The 24,229-nt window shown below is 54.5% G+C and carries 23 protein-coding genes and 1 pseudogene; 11 read left to right on the top strand and 13 right to left on the bottom strand.

Going from position 1 to position 24,229, the window contains the following annotated elements:
- Positions 1-48: 48 nt before the first annotated feature.
- The 8 genes from pdxA (at position 49) to DA718_RS17030 (ending at position 8,312) form a co-directional block, all read left to right on the top strand.
- The gene (gene pdxA / locus DA718_RS17065) at positions 49-1,056 is read left to right on the top strand and encodes a 4-hydroxythreonine-4-phosphate dehydrogenase PdxA (RefSeq protein WP_112216798.1); all 1,008 of its coding nucleotides are present in this window, start codon (positions 49-51) and stop codon (positions 1,054-1,056) included.
- Between the two features lie 35 nt (positions 1,057-1,091).
- Complete coding sequence (locus DA718_RS17060) at positions 1,092-2,810, top strand: four-carbon acid sugar kinase family protein (protein WP_112216797.1); 1,719 nt, start codon at positions 1,092-1,094, stop codon at positions 2,808-2,810.
- 91 nt (positions 2,811-2,901) lie between these two features.
- Positions 2,902-3,921 (top strand): 2-keto-3-deoxygluconate permease, encoded by a 1,020-nt coding sequence (locus DA718_RS17055; RefSeq protein WP_112216796.1) that lies wholly within the window; start codon positions 2,902-2,904, stop codon positions 3,919-3,921.
- 1 nt (position 3,922) lies between these two features.
- On the top strand, positions 3,923-4,297 hold the full coding sequence (locus tag DA718_RS17050) for a PTS glucitol/sorbitol transporter subunit IIA (RefSeq protein ID WP_112216795.1): 375 nt from the start codon (positions 3,923-3,925) through the stop codon (positions 4,295-4,297).
- Between the two features lie 39 nt (positions 4,298-4,336).
- Positions 4,337-4,795, top strand: a complete 459-nt coding sequence (gene rpiB, locus DA718_RS17045; RefSeq protein WP_110277152.1) for a ribose 5-phosphate isomerase B — start codon at positions 4,337-4,339, stop codon at positions 4,793-4,795.
- Positions 4,796-4,825: 30 nt separating this feature from the next.
- Positions 4,826-5,776 carry a transaldolase gene (gene tal / locus DA718_RS17040; RefSeq protein ID WP_112217439.1) on the top strand — a complete coding sequence of 317 codons (951 nt, stop codon included), beginning with the start codon at positions 4,826-4,828 and terminating at the stop codon, positions 5,774-5,776.
- Between the two features lie 18 nt (positions 5,777-5,794).
- Positions 5,795-7,798: a transketolase gene (gene tkt / locus DA718_RS17035; RefSeq protein WP_130624390.1), complete on the top strand. Its 2,004-nt coding sequence runs from the start codon at positions 5,795-5,797 to the stop codon at positions 7,796-7,798.
- A gap of 220 nt (positions 7,799-8,018) precedes the next feature.
- Complete coding sequence (locus DA718_RS17030; RefSeq protein ID WP_112216659.1) at positions 8,019-8,312, top strand: hypothetical protein; 294 nt, start codon at positions 8,019-8,021, stop codon at positions 8,310-8,312.
- 48 nt (positions 8,313-8,360) lie between these two features.
- On the opposite strand, the gene DA718_RS17025 is transcribed toward DA718_RS17030, so the two are convergent.
- The 6 genes from DA718_RS17025 to potA all read right to left on the bottom strand — a co-directional run bounded on the left by DA718_RS17025 (position 8,361) and on the right by potA (position 13,585).
- Positions 8,361-9,143 carry a TPM domain-containing protein gene (locus DA718_RS17025; RefSeq protein ID WP_112216658.1) on the bottom strand — a complete coding sequence of 261 codons (783 nt, stop codon included), beginning with the start codon at positions 9,141-9,143 and terminating at the stop codon, positions 8,361-8,363.
- Positions 9,140-9,598: a DUF3592 domain-containing protein gene (locus tag DA718_RS17020; RefSeq protein ID WP_112216657.1), complete on the bottom strand. Its 459-nt coding sequence runs from the start codon at positions 9,596-9,598 to the stop codon at positions 9,140-9,142. The genes DA718_RS17025 and DA718_RS17020 overlap by 4 nt, the downstream gene beginning before the upstream one ends.
- A 184-nt stretch (positions 9,599-9,782) precedes the next feature.
- Positions 9,783-10,829 carry a spermidine/putrescine ABC transporter substrate-binding protein PotD gene (gene potD / locus DA718_RS17015; RefSeq protein WP_112216656.1) on the bottom strand — a complete coding sequence of 349 codons (1,047 nt, stop codon included), beginning with the start codon at positions 10,827-10,829 and terminating at the stop codon, positions 9,783-9,785.
- A complete protein-coding gene (gene potC / locus DA718_RS17010) occupies positions 10,826-11,611 on the bottom strand; it encodes a spermidine/putrescine ABC transporter permease PotC (protein WP_112216655.1) in 786 nt (261 codons plus the stop codon). The genes potD and potC overlap by 4 nt, the downstream gene beginning before the upstream one ends.
- Positions 11,608-12,465, bottom strand: coding sequence for a spermidine/putrescine ABC transporter permease PotB (potB, locus tag DA718_RS17005; RefSeq protein WP_112216654.1), 858 nt, complete (start codon positions 12,463-12,465; stop codon positions 11,608-11,610). The genes potC and potB overlap by 4 nt, the downstream gene beginning before the upstream one ends.
- The gene (gene potA, locus DA718_RS17000) at positions 12,449-13,585 is read right to left on the bottom strand and encodes a spermidine/putrescine ABC transporter ATP-binding protein PotA (RefSeq protein ID WP_112216653.1); all 1,137 of its coding nucleotides are present in this window, start codon (positions 13,583-13,585) and stop codon (positions 12,449-12,451) included. Before potA ends, potB begins: the two co-directional genes overlap by 17 nt.
- A 257-nt stretch (positions 13,586-13,842) precedes the next feature.
- Here potA and pepT point away from each other — a divergent pair, with 257 nt between their 5' ends.
- On the top strand, positions 13,843-15,066 hold the full coding sequence (gene pepT / locus DA718_RS16995; RefSeq protein WP_112216652.1) for a peptidase T: 1,224 nt from the start codon (positions 13,843-13,845) through the stop codon (positions 15,064-15,066).
- Between the two features lie 89 nt (positions 15,067-15,155).
- Positions 15,156-15,647, top strand: a pseudogene (locus DA718_RS16990) (REP-associated tyrosine transposase).
- Between the two features lie 116 nt (positions 15,648-15,763).
- Here the strand turns inward: DA718_RS16990 and DA718_RS16985 are convergent.
- From DA718_RS16985 to DA718_RS16970, 4 genes are all read right to left on the bottom strand, one after another.
- Positions 15,764-16,885 carry a ribosomal protein uL16 3-hydroxylase gene (locus DA718_RS16985; protein ID WP_112216651.1) on the bottom strand — a complete coding sequence of 374 codons (1,122 nt, stop codon included), beginning with the start codon at positions 16,883-16,885 and terminating at the stop codon, positions 15,764-15,766.
- A gap of 86 nt (positions 16,886-16,971) precedes the next feature.
- Positions 16,972-18,438 (bottom strand): two-component system sensor histidine kinase PhoQ, encoded by a 1,467-nt coding sequence (gene phoQ, locus DA718_RS16980; RefSeq protein ID WP_112216650.1) that lies wholly within the window; start codon positions 18,436-18,438, stop codon positions 16,972-16,974.
- Positions 18,435-19,109 carry a two-component system response regulator PhoP gene (gene phoP, locus DA718_RS16975; RefSeq protein ID WP_112216649.1) on the bottom strand — a complete coding sequence of 225 codons (675 nt, stop codon included), beginning with the start codon at positions 19,107-19,109 and terminating at the stop codon, positions 18,435-18,437. Before phoP ends, phoQ begins: the two co-directional genes overlap by 4 nt.
- A gap of 84 nt (positions 19,110-19,193) precedes the next feature.
- Complete coding sequence (locus tag DA718_RS16970) at positions 19,194-19,640, bottom strand: winged helix-turn-helix transcriptional regulator (RefSeq protein ID WP_112216648.1); 447 nt, start codon at positions 19,638-19,640, stop codon at positions 19,194-19,196.
- A 100-nt stretch (positions 19,641-19,740) separates the two neighbouring features.
- Here DA718_RS16970 and DA718_RS16965 point away from each other — a divergent pair, with 100 nt between their 5' ends.
- Positions 19,741-20,955, top strand: a complete 1,215-nt coding sequence (locus DA718_RS16965) for an MFS transporter (protein WP_112216647.1) — start codon at positions 19,741-19,743, stop codon at positions 20,953-20,955.
- Between the two features lie 47 nt (positions 20,956-21,002).
- Here DA718_RS16965 and purB read toward each other — a convergent pair whose 3' ends face one another.
- The 3 genes from purB to mnmA are packed head-to-tail and all read right to left on the bottom strand — an operon-like array spanning position 21,003 to position 24,184.
- Positions 21,003-22,373 carry an adenylosuccinate lyase gene (gene purB / locus DA718_RS16960; protein WP_112216646.1) on the bottom strand — a complete coding sequence of 457 codons (1,371 nt, stop codon included), beginning with the start codon at positions 22,371-22,373 and terminating at the stop codon, positions 21,003-21,005.
- A gap of 3 nt (positions 22,374-22,376) precedes the next feature.
- Entirely contained in the window at positions 22,377-23,018 is a 642-nt protein-coding gene (hflD, locus tag DA718_RS16955) for a high frequency lysogenization protein HflD (protein WP_110273628.1), read from the bottom strand.
- Positions 23,019-23,077: 59 nt separating this feature from the next.
- Positions 23,078-24,184 carry a tRNA 2-thiouridine(34) synthase MnmA gene (gene mnmA / locus DA718_RS16950; RefSeq protein ID WP_142515103.1) on the bottom strand — a complete coding sequence of 369 codons (1,107 nt, stop codon included), beginning with the start codon at positions 24,182-24,184 and terminating at the stop codon, positions 23,078-23,080.
- Between the last annotated feature and the right edge of the window lie 45 nt (positions 24,185-24,229).

Below are 24,229 nucleotides of genomic sequence, written 5' to 3'. Positions count from 1 at the left end.
CCAATGAACATATGAACAAAAACTGATTTCCACTACGAGAGGTCCACGATGTCACAAGAGAAAAAACCCGTTGTCGCACTTACCATTGGCGATCCTGCTGGGATTGGCCCAGAGATTTCAGTCGCGACGATGATGGAAAAAAGCGTCTACGACGAGTGCAAACCTTTTTTAATTGGTTCAGTCCCTATTATCGCCAGAGCGATGAAGATCATGGGATGTGATTTCCCGATCAACAAAATTACCCATCCGCAGGAAGCTCGCTTTAGCTGGGGTACGCTGGATGTTCTGGAAACCGGTGATTACGACTGCGAGAGCATTGAATGGGGGAAAGTGCAGAAGCTGGCGGGGCAAATGTCGCTGGACTATGTCCTTAAATCTATCGAGCTGGGCAAAGCGGGCCTGATCGATGTGGTCTCTACCGCGCCCATTCATAAAGAAGCCATCAAGCTGGCGGGATGCAAATTACCGGGCCATACCGAAATCTATCAGGTTGAAACCAATTCGGATTACGGCCTGACGATGTTCCACGTCCACAATCTGCGCGTGTTTTTTGTCAGCCGCCATATGGCGCTGAAAGATGCCTGCGATTACGCCAATAAAGAGCGCGTGCTGGCTTGCGTACAGCAAATCCACCATGAGTTCACTGCGCTGAATATCCAGAACCCGCGCATTGCGGTGGCCGCACTGAATCCGCACGGTTCAGATAACGGTCTGTTTGGTCATGAAGAAGCCGATAACCTGATCCCGGCGGTTAAAGCGGCGCAGGACATGGGCATTAACGCCATCGGCCCGGTACCGGCAGATTCCGTGTTCCATCTGGGCAAGCTGGGCCGCTATGACGCCATCCTCTCTCTTTATCACGATCAGGGGCATATCGCCTGTAAAACCCTCGATTTTGAGCGTTCCGTAACCATCACGTTCGGTTTGCCGTTTATGCGTAGCTCCGTCGATCACGGGACGGCGTTTGATATTGCAGGCACGGGTAAAGCGGGCACCGTCAGCATGCTGGAATCCACCATGGCTGCGGCGCGCTACTGGAAAATGAAAAACCACTAATCGCTGACGTTCATGCGAAGCAAAAGGGCAGAGAAATGGAAAAACATCTGTTGATTAGCAAGGGCAGTAAGGGCTGGGGTGGGCCGCTGACCATTAATATTAGCCAGGCGAAAAAGATTGCTTATATTACCGGGGGGATTTGTCCCCCGGTCGTTGAACGCCTGAGCGAGCTCACCGGCTGGCCGTCCGTTGATGTCTTTAAAAGCGGCGAGCCGCCGGAAGAGGAAATTGGTCTGATGGTTATCGACTGCGGCGGCACGCTGCGCTGCGGTCTCTATCCCAAACGCGGTATTCCGACGATTAACCTGCATCCAACCGGCAAAAGCGGTCCGCTGGCGGAGTTTATTCACGAAGGAATATATGTTTCCGGCGTCACGCCAGCTTGTATCGAAATGGTCTGGCCGCAAGGAGAAGGCGGTAAGTTGGGGATCGTTGCCGACGACCTGACCGGTGCGACCACCGTTGGGGTACTGCTGGCGCGCAGCGGCTTGAAAACCGCCGCCTTTTTCGATACCGAATCTTTCGCCCGCAACGAAGTAGAGTATCCGGCGATGGTGGTCAGTAGTGACAGCCGTCCACTGCCGAAAGCGGAAGCTCAGCATCAGGTTAGCGCCGCGGTGAAGCAGCTGCAGGCGCGCGGGGCGCATTACTTTACCAAACGTATCGATACGACGCTGCGCGGCGGTATTGGCTTTGAAATCGACGCCATGCTGGAACAGCTGCCGCTGGAAACGGTTGCTGTAGTGGTCCCCGCGATGCCGCAGTCGCGCCGTATTCTGGTTGGCGGCTACTCGGTGATTGACTCCGTTGCGCTCTCGCGTACCGATGTGGCTCGCGATGTACGTACTCCGGTGACCGAGTCGTGGGTTCCGGGGCTGTTGGCGGCGCAGACCCATCATCAGGTCGGGCATATCGCGCTGGCTTCGGTAATGAAAGGCGAGGGGCAGATTCAGCAGGATCTCCAGGAACAGCAGCAGCGCGGTGTGCGGGTCATCGTGGTTGATGCGATTACGGTTGAGGATGTCGACGCGATTGCCGGGGCGGTGGTTACGCTGAACTGGAATGTGCTGGCGGTCGATCCGGGTCCATTTACCGAACGGCTGGCGGTGCGTCGCGGCCTGATGCGGGAAGCGCGCAACAGCGCGTCAACGACCGCGGTAGCGGAAAACCCGCGCGGCTCGATCCTGGTCGTCGCCGGGAGCGCAACGCCGGTGACCAAAAGGCAGCTCCAGCATCTGATCGCCAATGATGAAAGGGTTTGCCATATCCCAGTCGATGCCGAGCTGCTGGTCGACAAGAAAAACGCCGCTGAGATCGAAGTTAATCGCGTGGTTCAGCATGCGCGGCAGTGCGTACCGGCACAGCAGAACGCGCTGTTTGTTTTTGAATCTGCGTTAACCGGACGGTTATTGAATCTTCAGGAAGAAGAGCAGCGATTTGGCCTGGCACACGGTCAGGCTGCAGAAAATATTAATCAGGGATTGGGCAATATCGTACGTGAAGTCCTTAACTGCGCATCGGGTGAAATTAAAGGTCTGTATATGACCGGCGGTGACACTATGGTGAATGTGCTGAAAGAACTCGGTGCTACCGGTATTGAAATGATTGACTATGTGATACCGCAAACCGATATGGTGCGTATTATCGGCGGCGATTATGCCGGGTTGATTTGCGTCGGCAAAGGCGGATTAACCGGACCGGAAGATATTATTAGTACTATCGTTGACAGAATTTATAAAGAAGCACAGCAATAACCCTGAAGTCATATAACTAAAAACGGCGTAATGGTCGTCCGGGTAGTATTGCGTCGTTATCTCTGTTAAATCATAATTTATGAGTTACCCTATGAACATAAATATACTTGAAAAAATGAATAAGGTGCCAGGCGGTTTAATTATTATCCCGTTGCTCGCGGCGATTCTTATTAATACCTTTGCCCCTGAAGTTCTGGGCATCGGCGGCCCGACGACTGCATTATTTAAAGTCGGTTCCAGTGCGATGATGGGGATTTTCCTGCTGATTTGCGGCACCTCGATTAATATTCGCCAGGCGGGTTTGCCGCTCTATAAAGGCGCGGTGCTATTGTTCCTTAAATGCCTTGCCGGTGCGCTGGCCGTGTGGGCCGCAGGGGCGATGTTTGGTCCTAATGGGTTTCTGGGTATTTCGACGCTGGCGCTGATTGCCTGCTTGACCAGCTCTAACAGCTCGTTGTATATCGCGCTGTGCAGCAACTACGGCGATGCCAGCGATGCCGGGGCTATTTCCGTCTTCTGCGTCAAAGATGGTCCGTTCGTGACCATGATGGTACTGGGCGTCAGCGGGTTGGCTAATATTCCCTTCGCCGCGCTGTTGTCGATGCTGATCCCTCTGCTGATTGGCATGCTGTGGGGTAACCTCGACGAGCGCTTCAAGCAGCTGTGCGCCGCCGCTCAACCGCTGATCATCATTATTATGTCGTTTGCTATCGGCGCAAACTCCAGTATCAATACGGTCTTTACCGCCGGTTTGTCCGGGATCTTACTGGGTATTATCTCTGCGATAACCGGCATTGTGTTCTACTTTATCTACAACCTGTTCCTGAAGAAGAAAACGGCGCTGGGTGCTGCGTTGGGGACGACTGCCGCCAGTTCGGCGCTGACGCCAGCAATGGTGGCTCAGGCTGACCCTTCTTTGGCGATGTACGTTGATGCCGCCACTGCGCAGCTGGCGACGGCGAGCATTATCACCATGATCACCGCACCGATACTGGTGGCCTGGTTCGATAAACGTCTGAAAAAGCGCGCCCCTGCCGTTGAACCGGTAAAAAAAGAAGAGAATGAAGAAAAGGTGGCATTATCTTCTCATGCCGCAAAAGGAAACAAATAATATGACCGTGCCGTTGTATTCATTACTTATCACGGCTGTTGGGGAATACGTCGAAAACTACCTACAGGAGCAGAAACTGATTTTATTCTCAGATTCCGTTCCTGACGATATTGCGATGTATTGCGCCGTACACCAGGGCAGTGAGCTGACGGCTGAATTATCACCCGGGCAGATAATGAAAATAAATGAGACTATTTATCGGGTGACTGCGGTGGGCAGTGTTGCAACGGCAAATTTAAAACAGCTTGGTCATATTACATTAAATTTTGATGGGGCGGTAAGCGCTGAATTACCAGGGACGGTACATCTTTGTGGCGAATCACCACAATATATCCAAACTGGCGACCGAATTTCTTTCTACCAGAATCTGAATTAAAACTGAATTAAGACGTACTGTTAAATTAAGGAAACTACCATGAAAACAATCGCTATTGGTGCGGATGATGCCGCCTATGCTTTCCGCGACGCTATCGTCGCTTATCTGAATGGGCAGGGAATTAACGTCGCGGATTACAGCAGCGATAAACGCCAGGGCAGTACGGTCTATCCGGATGTTGCCCATGCGGTGGCGATGTCGATTAAGCAGGGCGAGCACGATCGCGGCATTTTAATTTGCGGCACAGGTATAGGGATGAGCATTGTGGCGAATAAAGTGCCGGGCGTTCGTGCGGCCCAGTGTCACGATACCTTCTCTGCCGAACGGGCGCGCAAAAGTAATAATGCGCAGATTATTACCCTCGGGGCCCGCGTAATTGGCCCGGAACTGGGTAAGAAAATTATTCAGGCATGGCTTGAATCCGAATATGAAGGCGGCGGCTCTGCATCGAAAGTAGAGCGTATCGATTATTACGAACACCAGCACGCCAGAGATTAATATCCGCAGTCGTAATATAAGGAACAGACTATGAGCCAGTTAGACGAGCTGAAAAAATACACCACGGTTGTTGCCGATACCGGCGATATTGAATCGATTAAAAAGTTTGCCCCGCAGGATGCGACCACCAACCCTTCTCTGGTGCTCAAGGCCGCCCAGTTGCCGCAGTATCAGGCGCTGATTGCTGACGCTATCGGCAAAGCCCGTCAGCAAGGCGGCAGCGCACAAACGCAGCTGATTAACGCCTGCGATCAGGTGGCGGTGGATATCGGTAGCGAAGTGCTGCGCCACGTACCGGGGCGTATCTCCACCGAAGTCGATGCCCGTTTTGCCTGGGATCGCGGGATGTGCGTGTCGAAAGCGCGCAAGCTTATCCAGATGTACGAAAAGAACGGCATTGGGCCGGAGCGTATCCTTATCAAACTTGCCGCCACCTGGGAGGGCATTCGCGCCGCCGAAGAGCTGGAGCAGAGCGGCATCAACTGCAACCTGACCCTGCTGTTCTCTTTTGCTCAGGCGCGGGCCTGCGCCGAAGCGGGCGTCTTTTTAATCTCGCCGTTTGTCGGGCGTATTTACGACTGGTATCAGAAAAATCAGCCGCAGGCGGAGTATCAGGTGGACTGCGATCCGGGCGTGGTTTCCGTGCGCCAGATTTATCAGTACTACAAATCCCACGGCTACGACACCGTGGTGATGGGGGCCAGCTTCCGTCGCATTGAGCAGATCCAGGCGCTGGCGGGCTGTGACCGTCTGACCATCTCCCCGGCGCTGCTTGATGAGCTGGCCGCCAGCGAAGGTGCGCTGACCCGTCAGCTGGTGCCTGGTAACGTGACGGAAACCCGTCCCAGCCCGATGACCCAGGCTGAGTTCCTCTGGCAGCACCACCAGGATCCGATGGCGGTGGAAAAACTGGCGGAGGGGATCCGGCTGTTCGCCGTCGATCAGGTCAAACTGGAAAACCAGATTCAGCAGATGCTGTAAGGCGTGGGGAATATCCTGATGAACACAACGAATAATACCCGCCGCCTGTGCGCCAACGCGCTGCGTGCCCTGAGTATGGATGCGGTACAGAAAGCCAACTCCGGCCACCCCGGCGCGCCGATGGGGATGGCGGATATTGCGGAGGTCCTGTGGCGGGACTTCCTGCAGCACAACCCGAACAACCCGGCATGGGCCGATCGTGACCGCTTCGTACTTTCCAACGGTCACGGCTCGATGCTGATTTACAGCCTGCTGCATCTGACGGGCTACGATGTATCACTGAACGATTTGCAGAGCTTCCGCCAGCTGCATTCCAAAACGCCGGGCCATCCGGAAGTGGGTTACACCCCGGGTGTCGAAACCACCACCGGGCCACTGGGGCAGGGTATTGCCAATGCGGTGGGTATGGCGATTGCGGAGAAAACGCTGGCGGCGCAGTTCAACCGTCCGGGTCACGACATTGTTGACCACTTCACCTACGCCTTCATGGGCGACGGCTGCATGATGGAAGGTATCTCCCACGAGGTATGCTCCCTGGCCGGTACCCTGAAACTGGGCAAGCTGGTGGCGTTCTATGACGACAACGGCATCTCCATCGACGGTCACGTTGAAGGCTGGTTTACTGACGATACCGCGAAGCGTTTCGAAGCTTACGGCTGGCACGTTGTTCGTGGTGTAGACGGTCACGATGCTGACTCGATTAAACGCGCGGTGGAAGAAGCACGTGCTGTTACCGACAAACCGTCTCTGCTGATGTGCAAAACCATCATCGGTTTCGGTTCTCCGAACAAACAGGGCACCCACGACTCCCACGGCGCACCGCTGGGCGACGCGGAAATCGCGCTGACCCGCGAAGCACTCGGCTGGAAACACCCGGCCTTTGAAATCCCGTCTGATATCTATGCGCAGTGGGATGCGAAAGAAGCCGGTCAGGCGAAAGAAGCCTCCTGGAACGAGAAGTTCGCGGCTTATGCGAAAGCCTTCCCGCAGGAAGCGGCAGAATTCACCCGTCGTATGAAAGGCGATATGCCGTCTGACTTCGATGCGAAAGCGAATGAGTTCATCGCTAAGCTGCAGGCGAATCCGGCGAAAATCGCCAGCCGTAAAGCGTCCCAGAATGCCATCGAAGCCTTTGGCCCTCTGCTGCCGGAATTCCTCGGCGGCTCCGCTGACCTGGCACCGTCTAACCTGACCATCTGGTCTGGTTCTAAAGCGATTAACGAAGACGCCGCAGGCAACTACATCCACTACGGTGTGCGCGAGTTCGGTATGACCGCGATTGCCAACGGTATCTCGCTGCACGGCGGTTTCCTGCCGTACACCTCCACCTTCCTGATGTTCGTGGAATACGCCCGTAACGCGGTGCGTATGGCGGCTCTCATGAAGCAGCGTCAGGTGATGGTGTATACCCACGACTCCATCGGTCTGGGCGAAGACGGCCCGACTCACCAGCCGGTTGAGCAGGTGGCTTCCCTGCGCGTCACGCCAAACATGTCCACATGGCGTCCGTGTGACCAGGTTGAATCAGCTATCGCGTGGAAATACGGCGTTGAGCGTGCAGATGGCCCGACCGCGCTGATCCTCTCTCGTCAGAACCTGGCGCAGCAGGAGCGTACCGAAGAGCAGCTGGCGAACGTCGCCCGCGGTGGTTACGTGCTGAAAGATTGCGCTGGCCAGCCAGAGCTGATTTTCATCGCCACCGGTTCAGAAGTGGAGCTGGCTGTAGCCGCTTACGAAAAACTGACTGCCGAAGGCGTGAAGGCGCGCGTGGTTTCCATGCCGTCCACTGATGCATTCGACAAGCAGGATGCGGCTTACCGTGAAGCCGTGCTGCCGAAAGCCGTCTCTGCTCGCGTAGCCGTTGAAGCGGGCATCGCTGACTACTGGTTCAAATACGTGGGCCTGAACGGCGCTATCGTCGGCATGACTACCTTCGGCGAATCTGCTCCGGCTGAGCTGCTGTTTGAAGAGTTTGGCTTCACCGTGGATAACGTTGTCGCCAAAGCGAAAGCGCTGCTGTAGTCCTTTCACCCCACCCGGGTACGGCGCGGTAAGGCCGCGCCTTGCCTGGGCTACAGGGCCGGTGCGGTCTGGTAGCCCGGACAGGTGCGCAGCACCGCTCCCGGGAATTTTCAATACTGTTTTTGATTTACAAAAAAATAACATTGTGACTAACGAGGCATTATCAAATATTCATTTGTGGCATGATCCTTAACTCAGGTAACAGAGAAGGAATATAACCATGGCCACTGAGTATGTTGACTACCTTATTCTCGGCGACGAACATCACGGTGAAATCTACAGTGATATTAAAACCCACTCTCTCCAGGTCCGTTCGAAATACTCAACGCCGGTTCAGCGTTACGCCGCCAATGCAGATTCCGCCTCCGTGCAGCCCAAAATGGTGAACTACAACGTACATGAATACCCGGCGCAAGATGGCCGATTTTATCTGGTGGCGACCAACTACCCGCTGGCGGATTTTGACGTTGAGGAAGCATTGGTTAAATCGAGAATTCATCCGCTAAGAGCGTAACCATTCGCTATAGCCACCGCTGGCTGAAATCGGGCCAGCGGGGTAAATTCAGCGCCGCTTGCGCGTCCATAGCCAGGTGGCCAGAAAGGTACAGAAGCCGATAAGCACCGCCCATAGCGGAGCAATTTTGTGCAGTGAGAACCCGCCGTGACTTAAGAACAGGCACAGCGCCTGATAAAAGAGGTTGGCTATCGTCATGGCCAGCGTGAACTTCAGCGCATAGCGCCAGCGGGTGGTGAAGCGGAAACACCATGTGAAGGCCATAAACGCCAGCACCCAGAAGAGAAAACCGAGCGGATGGCCGGGCAAATCGTTCTTGTAGGGCGCATCCGACGAAGCATACCAGGTGAGCGGCGGCGTGGGCTGCTGTAATAGCGCCGCCTGTAGTACGTCCAGCGCGGTATTGAGCCCCTGGAACCACAGACCATTCTGCCAATAGGCGAGGGTGTGATTCTCAATGATTAAGGCCGCGTGACTGGCTTGCAGACGAGGCAGCGCCTTCGGGTCCGCAATCAGCTCAACCTGGCGGCTATCGGTGGTGATAATCAGCAGCAGGAAGCCCTGATTTTCATCAGCCAGTCGTTTTGCCGATTGCAGTAGTTGCGCTTTTTTCACCTGCAAAAGGGTTTCTTGCTGAGTCAGCAGAATAAACGGCGTTATTCCCGTTTGCTTTTTGAAACGCTCAGCGCGCTGGATAATGTCGCTCTTACTGGAAACCGTATTGGTGGTATCAGTAAAGTATCCTTCGATGTCAGGCGTTGAAACTGCGCTGGCGGAATAAGCGAGTGAAAGACAGAACAGGCCACAGAACAGGATAATGAATTTTCTCACTGGACTATCCTCCGTTTCTTTTTAGAGGAAGGGCGAATAAGCAGGCTGGCGGCGGTAAAAATGATGCCAATAAGACCTAAAAAACCCCATTTAAAAAAATTCATCCATGGGCTATGGATCCTGGCCTGATGCGGTTGTCCGGGAGGATAAATAACATCGACGGTTTCTCCCTCGCTGTTTTCATAAAGGGAATTACCGCTCTTTGATTTAAAAATGAGCGTGTAATCCGGCGTCGGGCGGAAGGCGACAACGGGACGCCAGGTGGCTTTGTTGCGTTTTGTCCCTTTGGCGTTGGGGTTGCTTCTGCGCAATTCGGTATCAACGATAATACCGGTGGTATGGATAACGTTGCTGTTGGCGCGATATTGATAATAAAAAATAGCGGCGGAGATGAGCATCGTCACGATGCCAATGCTGAGGAAGATATAATAAAGAACTTTGCCGTCTTGTTTCATGTGTACTTATCCTTGTAACACATTAATACCCATCATACTTCAAGCTGCATCTTTGTTGGCTGCATGCACTTACCCCGGTCACGTACTGTTTGTACGCTCCCGGGGATGCGTTTAGTTGCCGCCGTGATGCCACTCGAATTATTTTGGGTATTAAACTTAACCGAAGCCCGGCAGGCTGGTGCGATTAACGACCCGCTTTCAGCTTCTGATAATACTCTTCATACAAGGTGCTGGCGCTGCCGACGTCGTTCTGCCACTCGCCTTTTTGAATCGTATCGGCGTCCGGGTAGAGCGATTTATCGTTAGCGACTTCCGGGCTCAGCATCTTACGCGCGGCGAGGTTTGGCGTCGGGTAGCCGATAGTTTCCGCCACCTGTTTGGCAACTTCCGGGCGCAGCAGGAAATTGATCAGCTTCAGCGCGCCGTCGACGTTTTTGGCGTTTGCCGGGATCGACAGGCTATCCATCCAGAAGATGCCGCCTTCTTTCGGCCACACGACTTCCAGCGGCGTACCGGCCTGGCGCGCCACCCATGCAGAGCCGTTCCACACCATGCCGAGGTTCACTTCGCCTTCCATATACGGGTTCGCCGGGTTATCCGAGTTGAACGCCGCCACGTTAGGCATCAGCTTTTTCAGCTCGTTATACGCCGCTTCAATCTCTTTCGGATCGGTGGTATTGCCGGAGTAGCCCAGTTTACGCAACGCGACCTGGAACACTTCGCGCGCGTCGTCGGTCAGCAGCAGGCTACTTTTATATTCCGGTTTCCACAGGTCCGCCCAACTGGTGACGGTTTTCGGATCGATCTCGTCGCTATTGATGCCAATCGCCGTCGCGCCCCAGATGTAGGGGATCGAGTAGTCGTTATTTGGATCGAACGGTTTGTTCAGCATTTCAGGATCGAGATTGCCGAAGTTGGTCAGCTTGCTTTTGTCGATCTTCTGCAGCATGCCCTCTTTGCGCATTTTATCGACGAAATAGGTGGACGGCACCACCAGGTCATAAGCGCCATCTTTGTAGGTTTTGAGCTTGGCGTACATGGTTTCATTCGACTCGTAGGTCGAATAGATAACCTTGATGCCGGTCTCTTTGGTGAACTGTTCCAGCAGGCCCGGCGGTACGTACTCGGTCCAGTTGTAGAAATAGAGCGTTTTGCTATCGTCCGCGTGCGCGGCGCTCATTCCGACTGCCAGAGCGCCCGCAGCGAGCAGGTGGCGTGACCATTTTTTCATTTTAACGTCCCCTGAGTTTTATCACGTGCAATTAACTGGCTGGCAATCACCATTGCCAGCGACAGAACCAACAAAATGGTCGCCAGCGCATTGACCTCTGGCGATACCCCAACTTTGACCATCGAATAAATTTTCAGCGGCAGGATTTCATAACCTGGACCGGTAACGAACGAAGAGACTACCACGTCATCCATTGACAGGGTGAAGCTCAACAGCCAGCCTGCAGCCACCGCGGGCAGCGCCAGCGGCAAAATAATCTTGCGCAGAATGGTTATCTCACTGGCGCCGAGATCTTTGGCCGCTTCCAGCATCCGCACGTCGAAGCCCTTCAGGCGCGAGAATACTGTGACGACCACAAAGGGCAGGCAGAAAGTGATATGCGAAAACAGCAGCGACCAGAAGCCGAGTTGAATACCGATCAGCATGAACAGCACCAGCAGCGAAATTGCCATCACGATATCCGGCGACATCATCACCACAAACAGCATCCCGCTGACGAACGGCTTGCCGCGAAAGCGATAGCGGTACAGCGCCACGGCGGTCAGCGAGCCGATAAGCGTAGCGAAAGTTGCTGACAGCACCGCCATGGTCAGCGAGTGCTGCGCTGCCTGCAGCAGGCTGTCGTTGTTCATCAACAGGCTATACCACTTGGTAGTGAAGCCTTGCCAGTTGATGCCGAAGCGTGAACTGTTAAACGAGTTAACGATCAGAATAATAATGGGGATATAGAGGTACGCGTAAATGGCGGTCATAAAGCCGCCGCGCAGCAGTCGACCGATCATTCCAGCTCCACCTTTTTATTCAGTAAACGTGCCGCGCGCCAGTAAATCAGCAGCATCAGGCCCATCACCAACGTGAGCGTAATGCTGGTCGCCGCGCCGAAAGGCCAGTCGCGAATGTTGAGGAACTGGCTCTTAATCACGTTACCGATCAGCAGGTTCTTCGCGCCGCCCATCAGGTCAGAAACGTAGAACAGCCCCATCGCCGGGAGCATCACCAACAGGCAGCCAGCAATAATGCCCGGCATGGTCAGCGGAATAATGATGCGGATAAAGGTTTGCAGCTTGTTGGCACCCAGATCTTTCGCTGCTTCCAGCAGCGGGCGGTCGAGCTTCTCGATGCTGGAGTAGAGCGGCATTACCATAAACGGCAGCAGAATATAGACCAGGCCGATAATCACCGCCGAGGGGGTGTACATGATGCGCAGTGGCGTATCGATAACCCCTGACCACAGTAGAAACTCGTTGAGATAACCTTTGGTACTGAGAAAAATCTTCAGTCCGTAGATACGAATCAGTGAATTGGTCCAGAAGGGCACGATCAGCAGAAACAGTAGCAGCGGACGCACTTTCTCGGGCAATCTCGCCAGAAACCAGGCAAAGGGATAGCCGAGCGCCAGGCAGGCCAGCGTCGCCAGCAGCGCCATATTCAGCGAGTGCAGAAGCACATCGTAGTAGAGCGGGTCGAGCAGGCGTGCGTAGTTATCCAGCGTAAAGACCAGCTTGACGAAATTGATATCGTCGCGGGTCAGGAAGCTGGTGCCAATAATCATCAGGTTGGGCAGAAAGACAAACAGCACAAGCCAGCCCACGATGGTGGCAATCACCACATTTTGGAATCTACTTGTGTTCTTCATCAGCCAGCACAACCTCCCAGCTTTCTACCCAGTTAATGGCCATTTTCTGGTCGAGAGAGTGGTCAAAGTCAGGATCGTCTTCATTAAAGAATTCGCTGACCATTACCATCTTGCCGTTTTCCAGCTCAACCACCGACTCCAGCGTCATGCCTTTATAGTTACGTTCACGGATATAGCCTATCAGGCCATCTGCCTCGTTACTGTGGTGAATCTCATCGACGCGCAGATCTTCCGGGCGCAGTAACACGTTGAGCTTCTGGCCTTTTTCGACGGCAAAGTTGACGTAGATATTGCATTCACGGCCTTCAACGTTCGCACGCACTCGCTGCTCGTCGATACGTTCGATAACCGTGGCATTGAAGAGGTTGATTTCGCCGATAAAGCTGGCGACAAACAGGTTTTTCGGCTCTTCGTAGATTTCACGCGGCGTGCCGTCCTGCTCGATTTTTCCGTCGCGCATCACCACGATGCGATCGGACATGGTTAACGCTTCTTCCTGATCGTGAGTGACGAACACGAAAGTAATACCGAGCTTACGCTGGAGGGCTTTCAGCTCGTTCTGCATCTGCTTGCGCAGTTTGTAGTCCAGCGCAGAGAGGGATTCATCAAGCAGCAGCAGACGCGGTTTATTAACCACAGCTCGGGCAATCGCTACGCGCTGCTGTTGCCCACCAGAAAGCTGATGCGGTTTACGCTGGGCAAACTCTTCGAGCTGCACCATGCGCAAAGCGTCATGGACGCGGGGGGCAATTTCCGCCGCCGGGGTTTTTTGCATGCGCAGGCCAAAGGCAACGTTCTCAAATACCGTCATGTGCGGAAAGAGCGCATAGCTTTGAAAAACGGTGTTAACGTGACGGTTTTCCGCCGGGATATGGGTGATGTCGTGATCTTCGAGATGGATATGGCCACTATCGACGTTTTCCAGTCCGGCGATAAGACGAAGAACGGTTGTTTTACCGCAGCCAGAGGGGCCAAGCAGGGTGAGAAACTCACCGTTGTTGATGGTCAGATTGAGGTCGGATATTACCGTTTTACCATCAAAGCTTTTGCGAATTCCCGCCAGTTGAACCAGCGGCGAACGCGAACGCGGTTGTATATTCAATTTTTGACTCTGTCCCATGTAGACGCAGCGGAAAGCTTACCGATGCGGGGTTTGTGGTTAACCACCTTTGGGTTTGCACATGAAATAATAAGGGCAAGCATTCTACGGCAAACGATTGTAATCGCCAATGATTGATGCGCCACGATGAACTACCTTTACAACATTATCGTTCGAAATGTATTAAATTCTCATTTGCCGGGCTAAAAATGACCTGACGCAATATTTGTCTTTTCCGGCTTATCAATAATGTTGTCACAAAAGAAGAGGGTGGCTACATGGATAAATTGCTTGAGCGTTTTTTGCAGTACGTTTCTTTGGACACGCAATCGAAGTCTGGCGTGCGTCAGGTTCCGAGCACCGAAGGGCAGTGGAAGCTGTTACGCCTGCTCCAGGCGCAGCTGGAAGAAATGGGACTCGTCAATGTGACGCTAAGTGAGAAAGGGACAGTCATGGGCACCCTGCCGGCTAACGTCGCGGGCGATATTCCGGCCATTGGCTTTATTTCACACGTTGATACGTCGCCAGACTTCAGCGGCAAGAACGTCAATCCGCAGATTGTTGAAAACTACCGCGGCGGCGATATTGCTCTTGGTATTGGTGACGAAGTGCTTTCTCCGGTGATGTTTCCGGTGCTGCACCAACTGCTTGGACAGACATTAATTACCACTGATGGTAAAACCCTGCTCGGCGCTGATGATAAAGCGGGTATTGCCGAGATTATGACCGCGCTGGCAACGTTAAAGGCGAAGAACATTCCCCACGGCGATATTCGCGTGGCCTTTACCCCGGATGAAGAGGTCGGCAAAGGGGCGAAGTATTTTGACGTCACCGCGTTTGACGCCCGCTGGGCCTATACCGTCGATGGCGGCGGCGTGGGTGAGCTGGAGTTTGAAAACTTTAACGCCGCGTCGGTGACGATTAAGATCGTCGGCAATAACGTGCATCCCGGCACCGCGAAGGGTGTGATGGTTAATGCGCTGTCGCTGGCGGCACGAATTCATGCCGAAGTGCCCGCCGATGAAGCACCGGAAACCACTGAAGGCTACGAGGGCTTCTACCATCTGGCCAATATCAAAGGTACTGTCGACCGTGCGGATATGCACTATATCATCCGCGATTTTGACCGTAAGCAGTTTGAAGCCCGCAAACGCAAAATGATGGAGATCGCCAAGAAGGTTGGCAAAGGGCTGCACCCGGATTGCTATATTGAGCTGATCATTGAGGACAGCTATTACAATATGCATGAGAAGGTGATGGCGCACCCGCACGTGGTCGAGATTGCTCGTCAGGCGATGGTGGATTGCCATATTGAGCCGGAAATGAAGCCGATTCGTGGCGGCACCGACGGCGCGCAGCTCTCTTTTATGGGCTTACCGTGCCCGAACCTGTTTACCGGCGGCTATAACTACCACGGCAAGCATGAGTTCGTGACCCTCGAAGGCATGGAAAAAGCGGTGCAGGTGATTGTGCGTATCGCCGAGCTGACGGCAAAACGCTAAACCCAGAGCCCGGTCCTGTAGGCCCGGTAAGGCGTTAGCCGCCACCGGGCAAAAACAGTCCATATAAGCTGAAGAGGAGGGAACCTCTGATGTCAAATTATCGCCGTAGTTATATCCCCGGCGGCACCTGGTTCTTCACGGTAAATCTGCAAAACCGCCAAAGCGATCTCCTGACCCGGCACATTGAAAGACTGCGTGCCACCACCGCGCTTATCAAACGCAAAAAGCCCTTTCTGATTAATGCATGGGTTATTTTACCTGAGCATATGCACTGTATCTGGACGTTGCCGGATGGCGACACCGATTATTCGGGACGCTGGCGGGATATCAAAAAAATCTTCACCCGTGAGTTAGAGATGCGGCGAGTCTGGCAGCCGCGTTTTTGGGAGCATGCGATTCGCAACGAAGAAGATTACCAGCGGCATATAGATTACGTTTATATCAACCCGGTGAAGCATGGTTATGTGAAGAGAGTCATTGATTGACCGTATTCAACTTTTCATCGCGATGTTCTCACGGGGTTGTATTCGTCTGATTGGGCGGGGGAAGTTGCCGATTTTGACGCCGGAGAGCGCAGATAGAACGCCGGGTGGCGGCTCACGCCTTACCCGGCCTACCGGTCAGCGTTCGGTACGTAAACCCGGAGCTCGACCGTAGGCCCGGTAAGGCGTGAGCCGCCACCGGGCAAACTGAGGGATTAGTCCTCGAAGAACCAGTAACCGCTGTTGACCAGCGCCGCCAGCAGGGCGAGGAATGATGGGTCTTCCAGCGCATCGCCGAAATGGTCGGCCTTGAGCGAAAGGTGCGTTGCCATGGCATCCAGTGCCGGGCGGTGCGGGGAGTTAATTTGCTCGCCGTTGACGAACACCTCGCCATCGATACGCAGCACGCGCAGGCCACCGAGGCGCGCCAGCTTATCCCCCTGCTGCAGGGCGTCGTAAATCTCATCGGGCTGATACGGCGGCTCCGGCGGCGCGACGTCCAGCTCGTGACGGGACTGAGTAATAAACTCGCCAAACCACTGCTTAAAATGCTCCGGCTGGTTAATCAGCCCGAGCATCATTTCGCGCAGGCGATCCAGCTCGGCAGGCAAAATATCCGCCGGATGATCCCGCGACGGCACGTCCGGATCGGCGTAACGCTGGCTACCTAACTCGCGCTGTAAAACATAATCAGCAAAGCCGCTAAACAGTTCGCGGGCGTTAGGGGCGCGATAGCCAACTGAATAGTTCAGCGAGTTTTCCAGCGAATAGCCCTCATGCGGGAATCCCGGTGGAATATAGAGAATATCGCCTGGCTCCATCTCTTCATCAATAATCGCGTTAAACGGATCAACCTGCAGCAGATCCGGGTGTGGACAGTGCTGCTTCATCGGCACCTTTTCGCCCACGCGCCAGCGGCGACGACCGGTGCCCTGAATGATGAATACATCGTATTGATCGAGATGGGGACCGACGCCGCCACCAGGGACGGAAAATGAGATCATGAGATCGTCGATGCGCCAGTCGGGTAGGGCGCGGAACGGAGCCATCAGCGCCGCTGATGGCTCGTGCCAGTTGTTTACCGCCTGTACCAGCAGCGACCAGTTATTCTCGCTCAGGTGATCGTAGCTCTCAAACGGACCGTGGCTGACCTGCCATTTGCCGTCCTGGTGGCTAACCAGGCGGCTGTCGACTTCGCTCTCCATGGCCAGTCCAGCCAGCTCATCCGGGCTTAAAGGATCGACGAAATTAGCAAAGCCACGTTTCAGTACTACCGGGCGTTTTTGCCAGTAGCGCTCGATAAAGTCGGGCCAGTTCAGCGTTAATTGATAATCCATAATTATATTCCACAGCAGGTGTTTGTTAGGGATTATAACGGATGCGGCACCTGCATGATGCAGGCGCCGTTAAAAAACTGATTGTTTTAGCTTTCTTTATCGTCAGGGAGCTGGTGGCCAAAAATGACTTCCATGCAGGCTCCGCCGAGTAAGCTGTCCTCGGTCAGGATGCGGCCATCATACTGTTCAACGATATCGCGGGCGACGGCAAGGCCTACACCTTGTCCGGGGCGCAGCGTATCGGCGCGCTGGCCGCGATCGAACACCGCGTTACGCATACTCTGGGGGATCCCTGGACCGTCATCCTCAACCAGAATATGCAGGTGGTTGTCGTTGGACTGACGCACGGAGACTTCCACAAACTCCAGGCAATACTTGCAGGCGTTGTCGAGCACGTTGCCCATGACTTCCATAAAATCATTCTGTTCGCCGACGAAGCTGATTTCCGGTGAAATATCGAGGGTGATATTCACGCCTTTACGCTGATAGACCTTGTTTAGCGCCGAGGTCAGGCTATCAAGCAGTGGGGCGATTGGGTGAAGTTCGCGACTGAGGAGAGAACCGCCGCTGCGCATGCTTGCGCGATGGAGATAGTAACCAATCTGCTGTGAGATACGACTGATCTGTTCCAGCATCACCGGTTCGGCTTCATTAACGTTGAGCTTCCCGCCGCGCATCGAGCGCAGGGTGCTTTGCATCACCGCGAGCGGCGTTTTCAGGCTATGGGTCAGGTCGGTCAGGGTGGTGCGGTATTTGTCGTAGCGCTCGCGTTCACTTTTCAGCAGGCGGTTAAGGTTGCTGACCAGCCGGGTGAGCTCGCGGGTGGTGTTCGGGTTGAGCATCTCACGGTGATGCTCTTCCAGTTCACGCACCTCTTTTGCCAGCGACTCGATAGGTCGCAGGCTCCACCATGCTGCTACCCATAGTAACGGGATCACCAGCAGCAGGTTGGCCGCCAGCACGTAGATAAACCAGCTCCACACCATATAGGAACGCTTAAGTTCCACCGGAATGGTATCGACGACCACGATACTCAGCTGCGGCATCGTGCTGGTGGCGGGGTAAAGATTGATCGCCACCGAGTGGGTCATCTCGGAGTCGTCATCCTCTTCACGGATAGCGTCCAGCTGTTGCTGCACTTCCAGGTTATTGTGTTGCAACATGCTACTGCTGTCGACATCGGCCTCAATCTCATGAAAACCGTTGTTTTTCAGCCACTCCGGCTGAATGCGTTTGGTGAGCCATGGCACGTCGTGCTGTGCCCATAAGAGTTTGCCGTTGGCGTCGTAAATCAGCGTCACTGTGGGACTTTGCATATTGAGGTTTTCGGGAATATCGACCTCAATTGTGTTGTTTTCCCACTTTGCCAGCATATAGAACAGGTTGCTCTCGCCACGTAGCAGGCGAAAAGTGGTTTTATCGAAGCTTACGCTATAGCCGACCAGCGCCACCATTCCGTAAGACAGCGACAGCACCAGCACCACAGCGGCCGTCGCCAGCAGAAAGCGAACGCGTAGCGACAGCGGCAGAATATGTCGTAGCACGCCTTTCATCCGCGTAGTTCGAACAGATAACCCTGGCCGCGGACCGTCGTAATCACATCCTGCGGATGCTCGGCCTGGATTTTCTTGCGCAGTCTTCCCATAAGTACATCAATGGTGTGGCTTTCGCGTAGTTCGGCGTCGGGATAGAGTTGCAGCATCAGCGAGTCTTTACTGACCACTTTGCCCCGGTTACGGATCAGCGTTTCCATAATGGTGTATTCGAAAGCGGTAAGCTTGATCGGCTGGTCGTTGACCGACAGCTCGCGACGCGACAAATCAACCTGGAAAGGCGGGATGGAGATAACCTGTGAGGCCAGGCCGCTGTTACGCCGCAGCAGAGCCTGCATGCGGGCGGCGACCTCTTCGATATGAAACGGTTTGGTGACATAGTCATCGGCCCCGGCGCTGAGAACTTCGACCTTGTCCTGCCACCCTTCACGCGCGGTGAGCACCAGAATCGGCACCGAGACGTCGTGACCGCGCCAGCGGCGAATGAGCGACAGACCGTCCTCATCCGGCAGGCCAAGATCAACAATAGCGATGTCCGGAACGTGTTCACCCAGATAGTAATCTGCTTCCTTCGCATCTTCCGCCGCATCTACCTGATGGCCCAATTCCTGCAACTGAACTTTCAGGTGATGGCGCAGCAGAGCGTTGTCCTCAACCACGAGTACGCGCATGCCAGTTCTCCATTTTATTTATGATTTGAATAGTTTAGCTCTAATTATACACCTTTAACATAAACAGCTGTTAAATAACGAGTTTTATTTAATTTTTTGCACCTCTGTTTCATGAGGTGTTAGCGGCATTCCATCCTGGGCGACCGGCATCATCAGGGGGAGCGCGTGCTGCGTCCGTTTATCGATCAGTACTGAATGACGCTCGCTGTCGGCGAAGAGATATTGTTCTCCCCACTGGCGTAACGCGACGACGATGGGGAACAGGCGCTCTCCTTTGTCCGTCAGTACGTATTCTTGATAGGCCGTACCATCTGAAGCAGCCTGAGTGGTCAGAATACCGGCATCCATCAGCTTGTGCAGACGATCGGAGAGAATATTACGGGCCATTCCGAGGCTGCGCTGGAAATCGCTGAAGCGGCGCATGCCATCAAAGGCGTCGCGAACAATCATCAACGACCAGCGGTCACCGATAATATCCACGCTGCGTGCCACGGGGCAGTTCTCATTTTTCATCTTTTCACGCGATGACATTCGCACTCCTGACATTTGGCTAATCCGGTTGCATTTTAAAACTACATCATCTAGCCTTCAACTGGTTTTGTTTTGAAACCAGAATGGTAAGGTTGGAATCATGAAAGCGTCAGTGGTATCGCCATCATTAATGGACCCGGTTGCAGTGATGCCCCGCAGCCTGGTCTGGTTATTTGCCGTCGCCAGCGGTTTGAGTGTGGCAAATGTGTATTATGCGCAACCGTTGCTCGACGCGTTAGCCCGGAGTTTTGCTATTAGCCATGCTGCCGTCGGGGGCGTGATTACGGCGACCCAGATTGGCTGCGCGCTGGCGTTGTTATTGCTGGTGCCGCTCGGTGACCGGGTGAATCGCCGCCGCCTGATGGCGATACAATTGATACTACTGATTGCCGCGCTCGCTGCGGTAAGCATGGCATCTTCTGCCCTGATGTTGTTGGGCAGCATGCTTGCCGTTGGCCTTTTGGGGACCGCGATGACTCAGGGATTAATTGCCTACGCAGCCAGTGCCGCTTTGCCCCATGAGCAGGGGCGAGTTGTTGGTGCCGCACAAAGCGGAGTGTTTATCGGACTGCTGCTGGCGCGGGTATTTTCCGGAGGCATCAGCGATCTGCTCGGCTGGCGCGGAGTTTACATTTTTGCCGCTTTGCTGATGCTGAGCATCGCACTGCCGTTATGGCGTCGGTTGCCGGTATTAACGGCTGTGCCAAATACCCTGAGCTATCCGCAACTGCTGACATCAATGTTGACGCTGCTGCGCGAGGAAAGAGTGCTTCAGATTCGCGGTGTGCTGGCGTTGCTGATGTTTGCTGCGTTTAATATTTTTTGGTGTGCGTTGGTGCTACCGCTAAGCGCACCGCCTTTTAGCTTTTCTCACACCGAGATTGGCGCGTTAGGTCTGGTGGGGGTTATTGGGGCGTTGGCGGCGGGCCGTGCCGGGAAATGGGCCGACAGGGGATATGGTCAGCGTACCAGCGCTGCGGCTTTGGTGATTCTGCTCCTCGCCTGGTGGCCGCTATCGCTGATGGTGTGGTCACCAGCGGCGTTGTTAATGGGCATTGTGCTGTTGGATCTCGGGGGCCAGGCGCTGCATGTCACTAACCAGAGTATGATTTTCCGCACTCGTCGCGAGGCGCACAGCAGGCTGGTCGGGCTCTATATGCTGTTTTATGCCGTTGGCAGTGGTCTGGGGGCTATAAGTACAACAGCGGTGTATGCAAGCGGAGGATGGCAGGGCGTTTGCCTGCTGGGGGCGTTGGTCAGCCTGTTGGCGCTGGTATTCTGGTTTGCAACCCGGGGCCAGATGGCAGGCAAATGACGGGGCGAAAATCCCCCTCTTTCCCGCAGGAAAGAGGGGCAGAGGGCTTATTTCAGTTCGTCAACCATGGTGGTCGCGCGGCCGATATAGTTGGCCGGAGTCATCGCCTTCAGGCGAACTTTCTCATCCTCCGGCAGCGCCAGGCTGTCGATGAACTGCTGCATACCTTCAGCGTCAACGCGCTTGCCGCGCGTCAGTTCTTTGAGCTTCTCATACGGCTTTTCAATGCCGTAGCGGCGCATCACGGTCTGGATTGGCTCCGCCAGTACTTCCCAGTTGTGATCCAGCTCATCCAGAAGACGGTCCTGATTCAGCTCCAGCTTGCTCACACCTTTCAGGGTGGACTGATAGGCAATCAGCGCGTAACCGATACCTACGCCGAGGTTGCGCAGCACGGTGGAGTCGGTCAGGTCGCGCTGCCAGCGGGAAACCGGTAGCTTGCTCGCCAGGTGCTGCATCATCGCATTAGCCAGACCGAGGTTGCCTTCGGAGTTCTCGAAGTCAATCGGGTTCACTTTATGCGGCATGGTTGAAGAGCCGATTTCGCCAGCAATGGTTTTCTGCTTGAAATGGTTGAGCGCGATATAGCCCCACACGTCGCGATCGAAATCGATCAGGATGGTGTTGAAGCGTGCCATGCAGTCGAACAGCTCGGCGATGTAGTCATGTGGCTCAATCTGGGTGGTATACGGGTTCCACTGGATGCCCAACGAGGTCACAAATTCTTCGCTGAACTGGTGCCAGTCCACTTCGGGGTAGGCGACAATGTGGGCGTTGTAGTTACCGACCGCGCCGTTGATTTTACCGAGGATTTCAACCTGGTTTAGCTGACGATACTGGCGTTCCATACGGTAAGCGACGTTCGCCATCTCTTTACCCATGGTGGACGGCGTGGCCGGCTGACCGTGGGTACGGGAGAGCAGCGGGATATCGCGATACTGTGCCGCGAGGTCTTTGACCGCGTCGATAAGCTTGCGCCAGTAGGGCAGGATCACTTCGTCGCGCGCGGTTTTCAGCATCAGCGCGTGGGACAGATTGTTGATGTCCTCAGAGGTGCAGGCGAAGTGGATAAACTCGGAGACGGCGTGCAGCTCGGCCACATCAGCGACCTTTTCCTTCAGGAAATACTCAACCGCTTTAACGTCGTGGTTGGTGGTGCGCTCGATAGTTTTGATGCGCTCTGCATCTTCGACGCTGAAATCGGCGACAATTTTATCAAGGTAACCGATTGCGTCGGCAGCAAAAGCAGGAACTTCCTTGATCGCTGCGTGCGTGGCCAGTTTTTGCAGCCAACGAACTTCTACCTGAACACGGAATTTCAGCAAACCGAATTCGCTGAAGATACCGCGCAGCGCGCTGACTTTATCGCCGTAGCGTCCGTCGACTGGGGAAACGGCGGTCAGTGAGGATAATTCCATAGATCATAACTCCGGGGTTAAATGAGCAAGAATTTGTTTTGCCTGGTTAACCAGACGATTACGAGAAAACATTAGCTGCAGCCGTCCGCCGCCTACCTGGTGCCAGAGCACGGCGGCGCGAATGCCCGCCAGCAGGGTGGAGCGAACTTTGGCCTGTACCTGTGGGCTTTGCAGCACGGCAGGGGAGCCGGTTACCTGAATCCGCGGGCCCAGCGGGCTAATCACATCAACGTAGATGCCCGCCATCGCGCTGAGCAGGGTTTCAGATTGTAGATCGAAATGTTCCAACTGACGGCGCAGGCCACCAATGCGGTCACCGAGGGTATTCATCGCCCCTTTGCTGGCAGCCAGCTTACGCTCCAGCACCATCAGGCTTAAAGTATAGCGGGTGAGTTCGGCATTCAGTCCCTGACGGCTGCTGGTGTTCAGCACGCCGATGAGGGTTTCCAGCCCGAGGCGAAGATTGGCTTCACTGCCACCGAACACCGCCAGAGTCGAATCCGGGTCGAGGTCGATGATGCTGTTCAGCGACACATGCAGGGCATCGCCATCGCAATGCCCCTGGTGCGCCAGTTCCTGAACCAGACGCGCGGCCTGGCAAACTCCTGCCAGCGCCAGCGTAATGTCATAATAATTCTTCGCCACACATTCTCCTTGTAAACCGCCGGACGTCCGATTGGTACATTCAGCGGCAAAAACGTCTGTCAGGCCTGCAGCGGCAAGCGCTGTTCAATAATACCGCCACCGAGGCAGATTTCGCCGCTGTAGAAGACCGCTGACTGGCCAGGCGTAACGGCCGCGACCGGTTCGTCAAAGATAACTTCGATACGTTCGTCATCCAGCGCCTTCACGGTGCAGGGGATATCGGTCTGGCGATAGCGGGTTTTTACCGTGCAGCGCAGGGTGCCCGTTACCGGCTCGCGGTCGACCCAGTGCAGCTGTTGGGCAATCAGGCCAACTGACATCAGACGAGGATGCTCGTGGCCCTGGGCCACTATAAGGATATTATTCTCGACATCTTTATCGACCACGTACCACGGGTCTTCGCCACCGTCTTTGATGCCGCCAATACCCAGGCCTTTACGTTGCCCAAGCGTGTGGTACATCAAACCCTGATGCTCGCCGACTTCATCACCGTCAACGGTGATGATTTTGCCCGGCTGAGCAGGCAGATAGCGGCCAAGGAACTCGCGGAATTTACGTTCGCCGATAAAGCAGATGCCGGTGGAGTCTTTTTTCTTCGCGGTGATTAAATCCAGCTCTTCAGCGATTTTTCGCACCTGTGGTTTTTCCAGCTCACCCACCGGGAACAGGCTTTGCGCGATCTGCTCGTGACCCAGAGTATAAAGGAAGTAGCTCTGGTCTTTATTGCCGTCGAGGCCGCGCAGCAGCTGACTCTTACCGTTGACATCGGCGCGGCGCACGTAGTGACCGGTGGCGATGTAATCAGCACCGAGGTCTTCAGCGGCAAATTCGAGGAAGGCTTTAAATTTAATTTCTTTGTTACACAGAATATCCGGGTTCGGCGTGCGTCCGGCTTTATATTCTTCAAGGAACAGTTCGAACACGTTGTCCCAATACTCTGCGGCAAAGTTAACGGTGTGAAGCTCAATGCCGAGCTTATCGCAGACGGCTTGCGCGTCCGCCAGATCTGCTGCTGCGGTGCAATATTCCTCGCCGTCGTCTTCTTCCCAGTTCTTCATGAACAGGCCTTCCACCTTATAACCTTGCTGGAGAAGCAGGTAAGCGGAAACTGAGGAATCAACCCCGCCGGACATGCCGACGATCACTTTTTTCTGGCTTTCTGACATTGGAATACTCACTACATTGAACTTCGAGGCGGCGTATTCTAGCAC

Source organism: Klebsiella huaxiensis (genome assembly GCF_003261575.2).
In the GTDB taxonomy this organism is placed as follows: domain Bacteria; phylum Pseudomonadota; class Gammaproteobacteria; order Enterobacterales; family Enterobacteriaceae; genus Klebsiella; species Klebsiella huaxiensis.
Note: the sequence above shows the minus strand (reverse complement) of the source record. Positions and strands in the feature narration are given on the sequence as shown.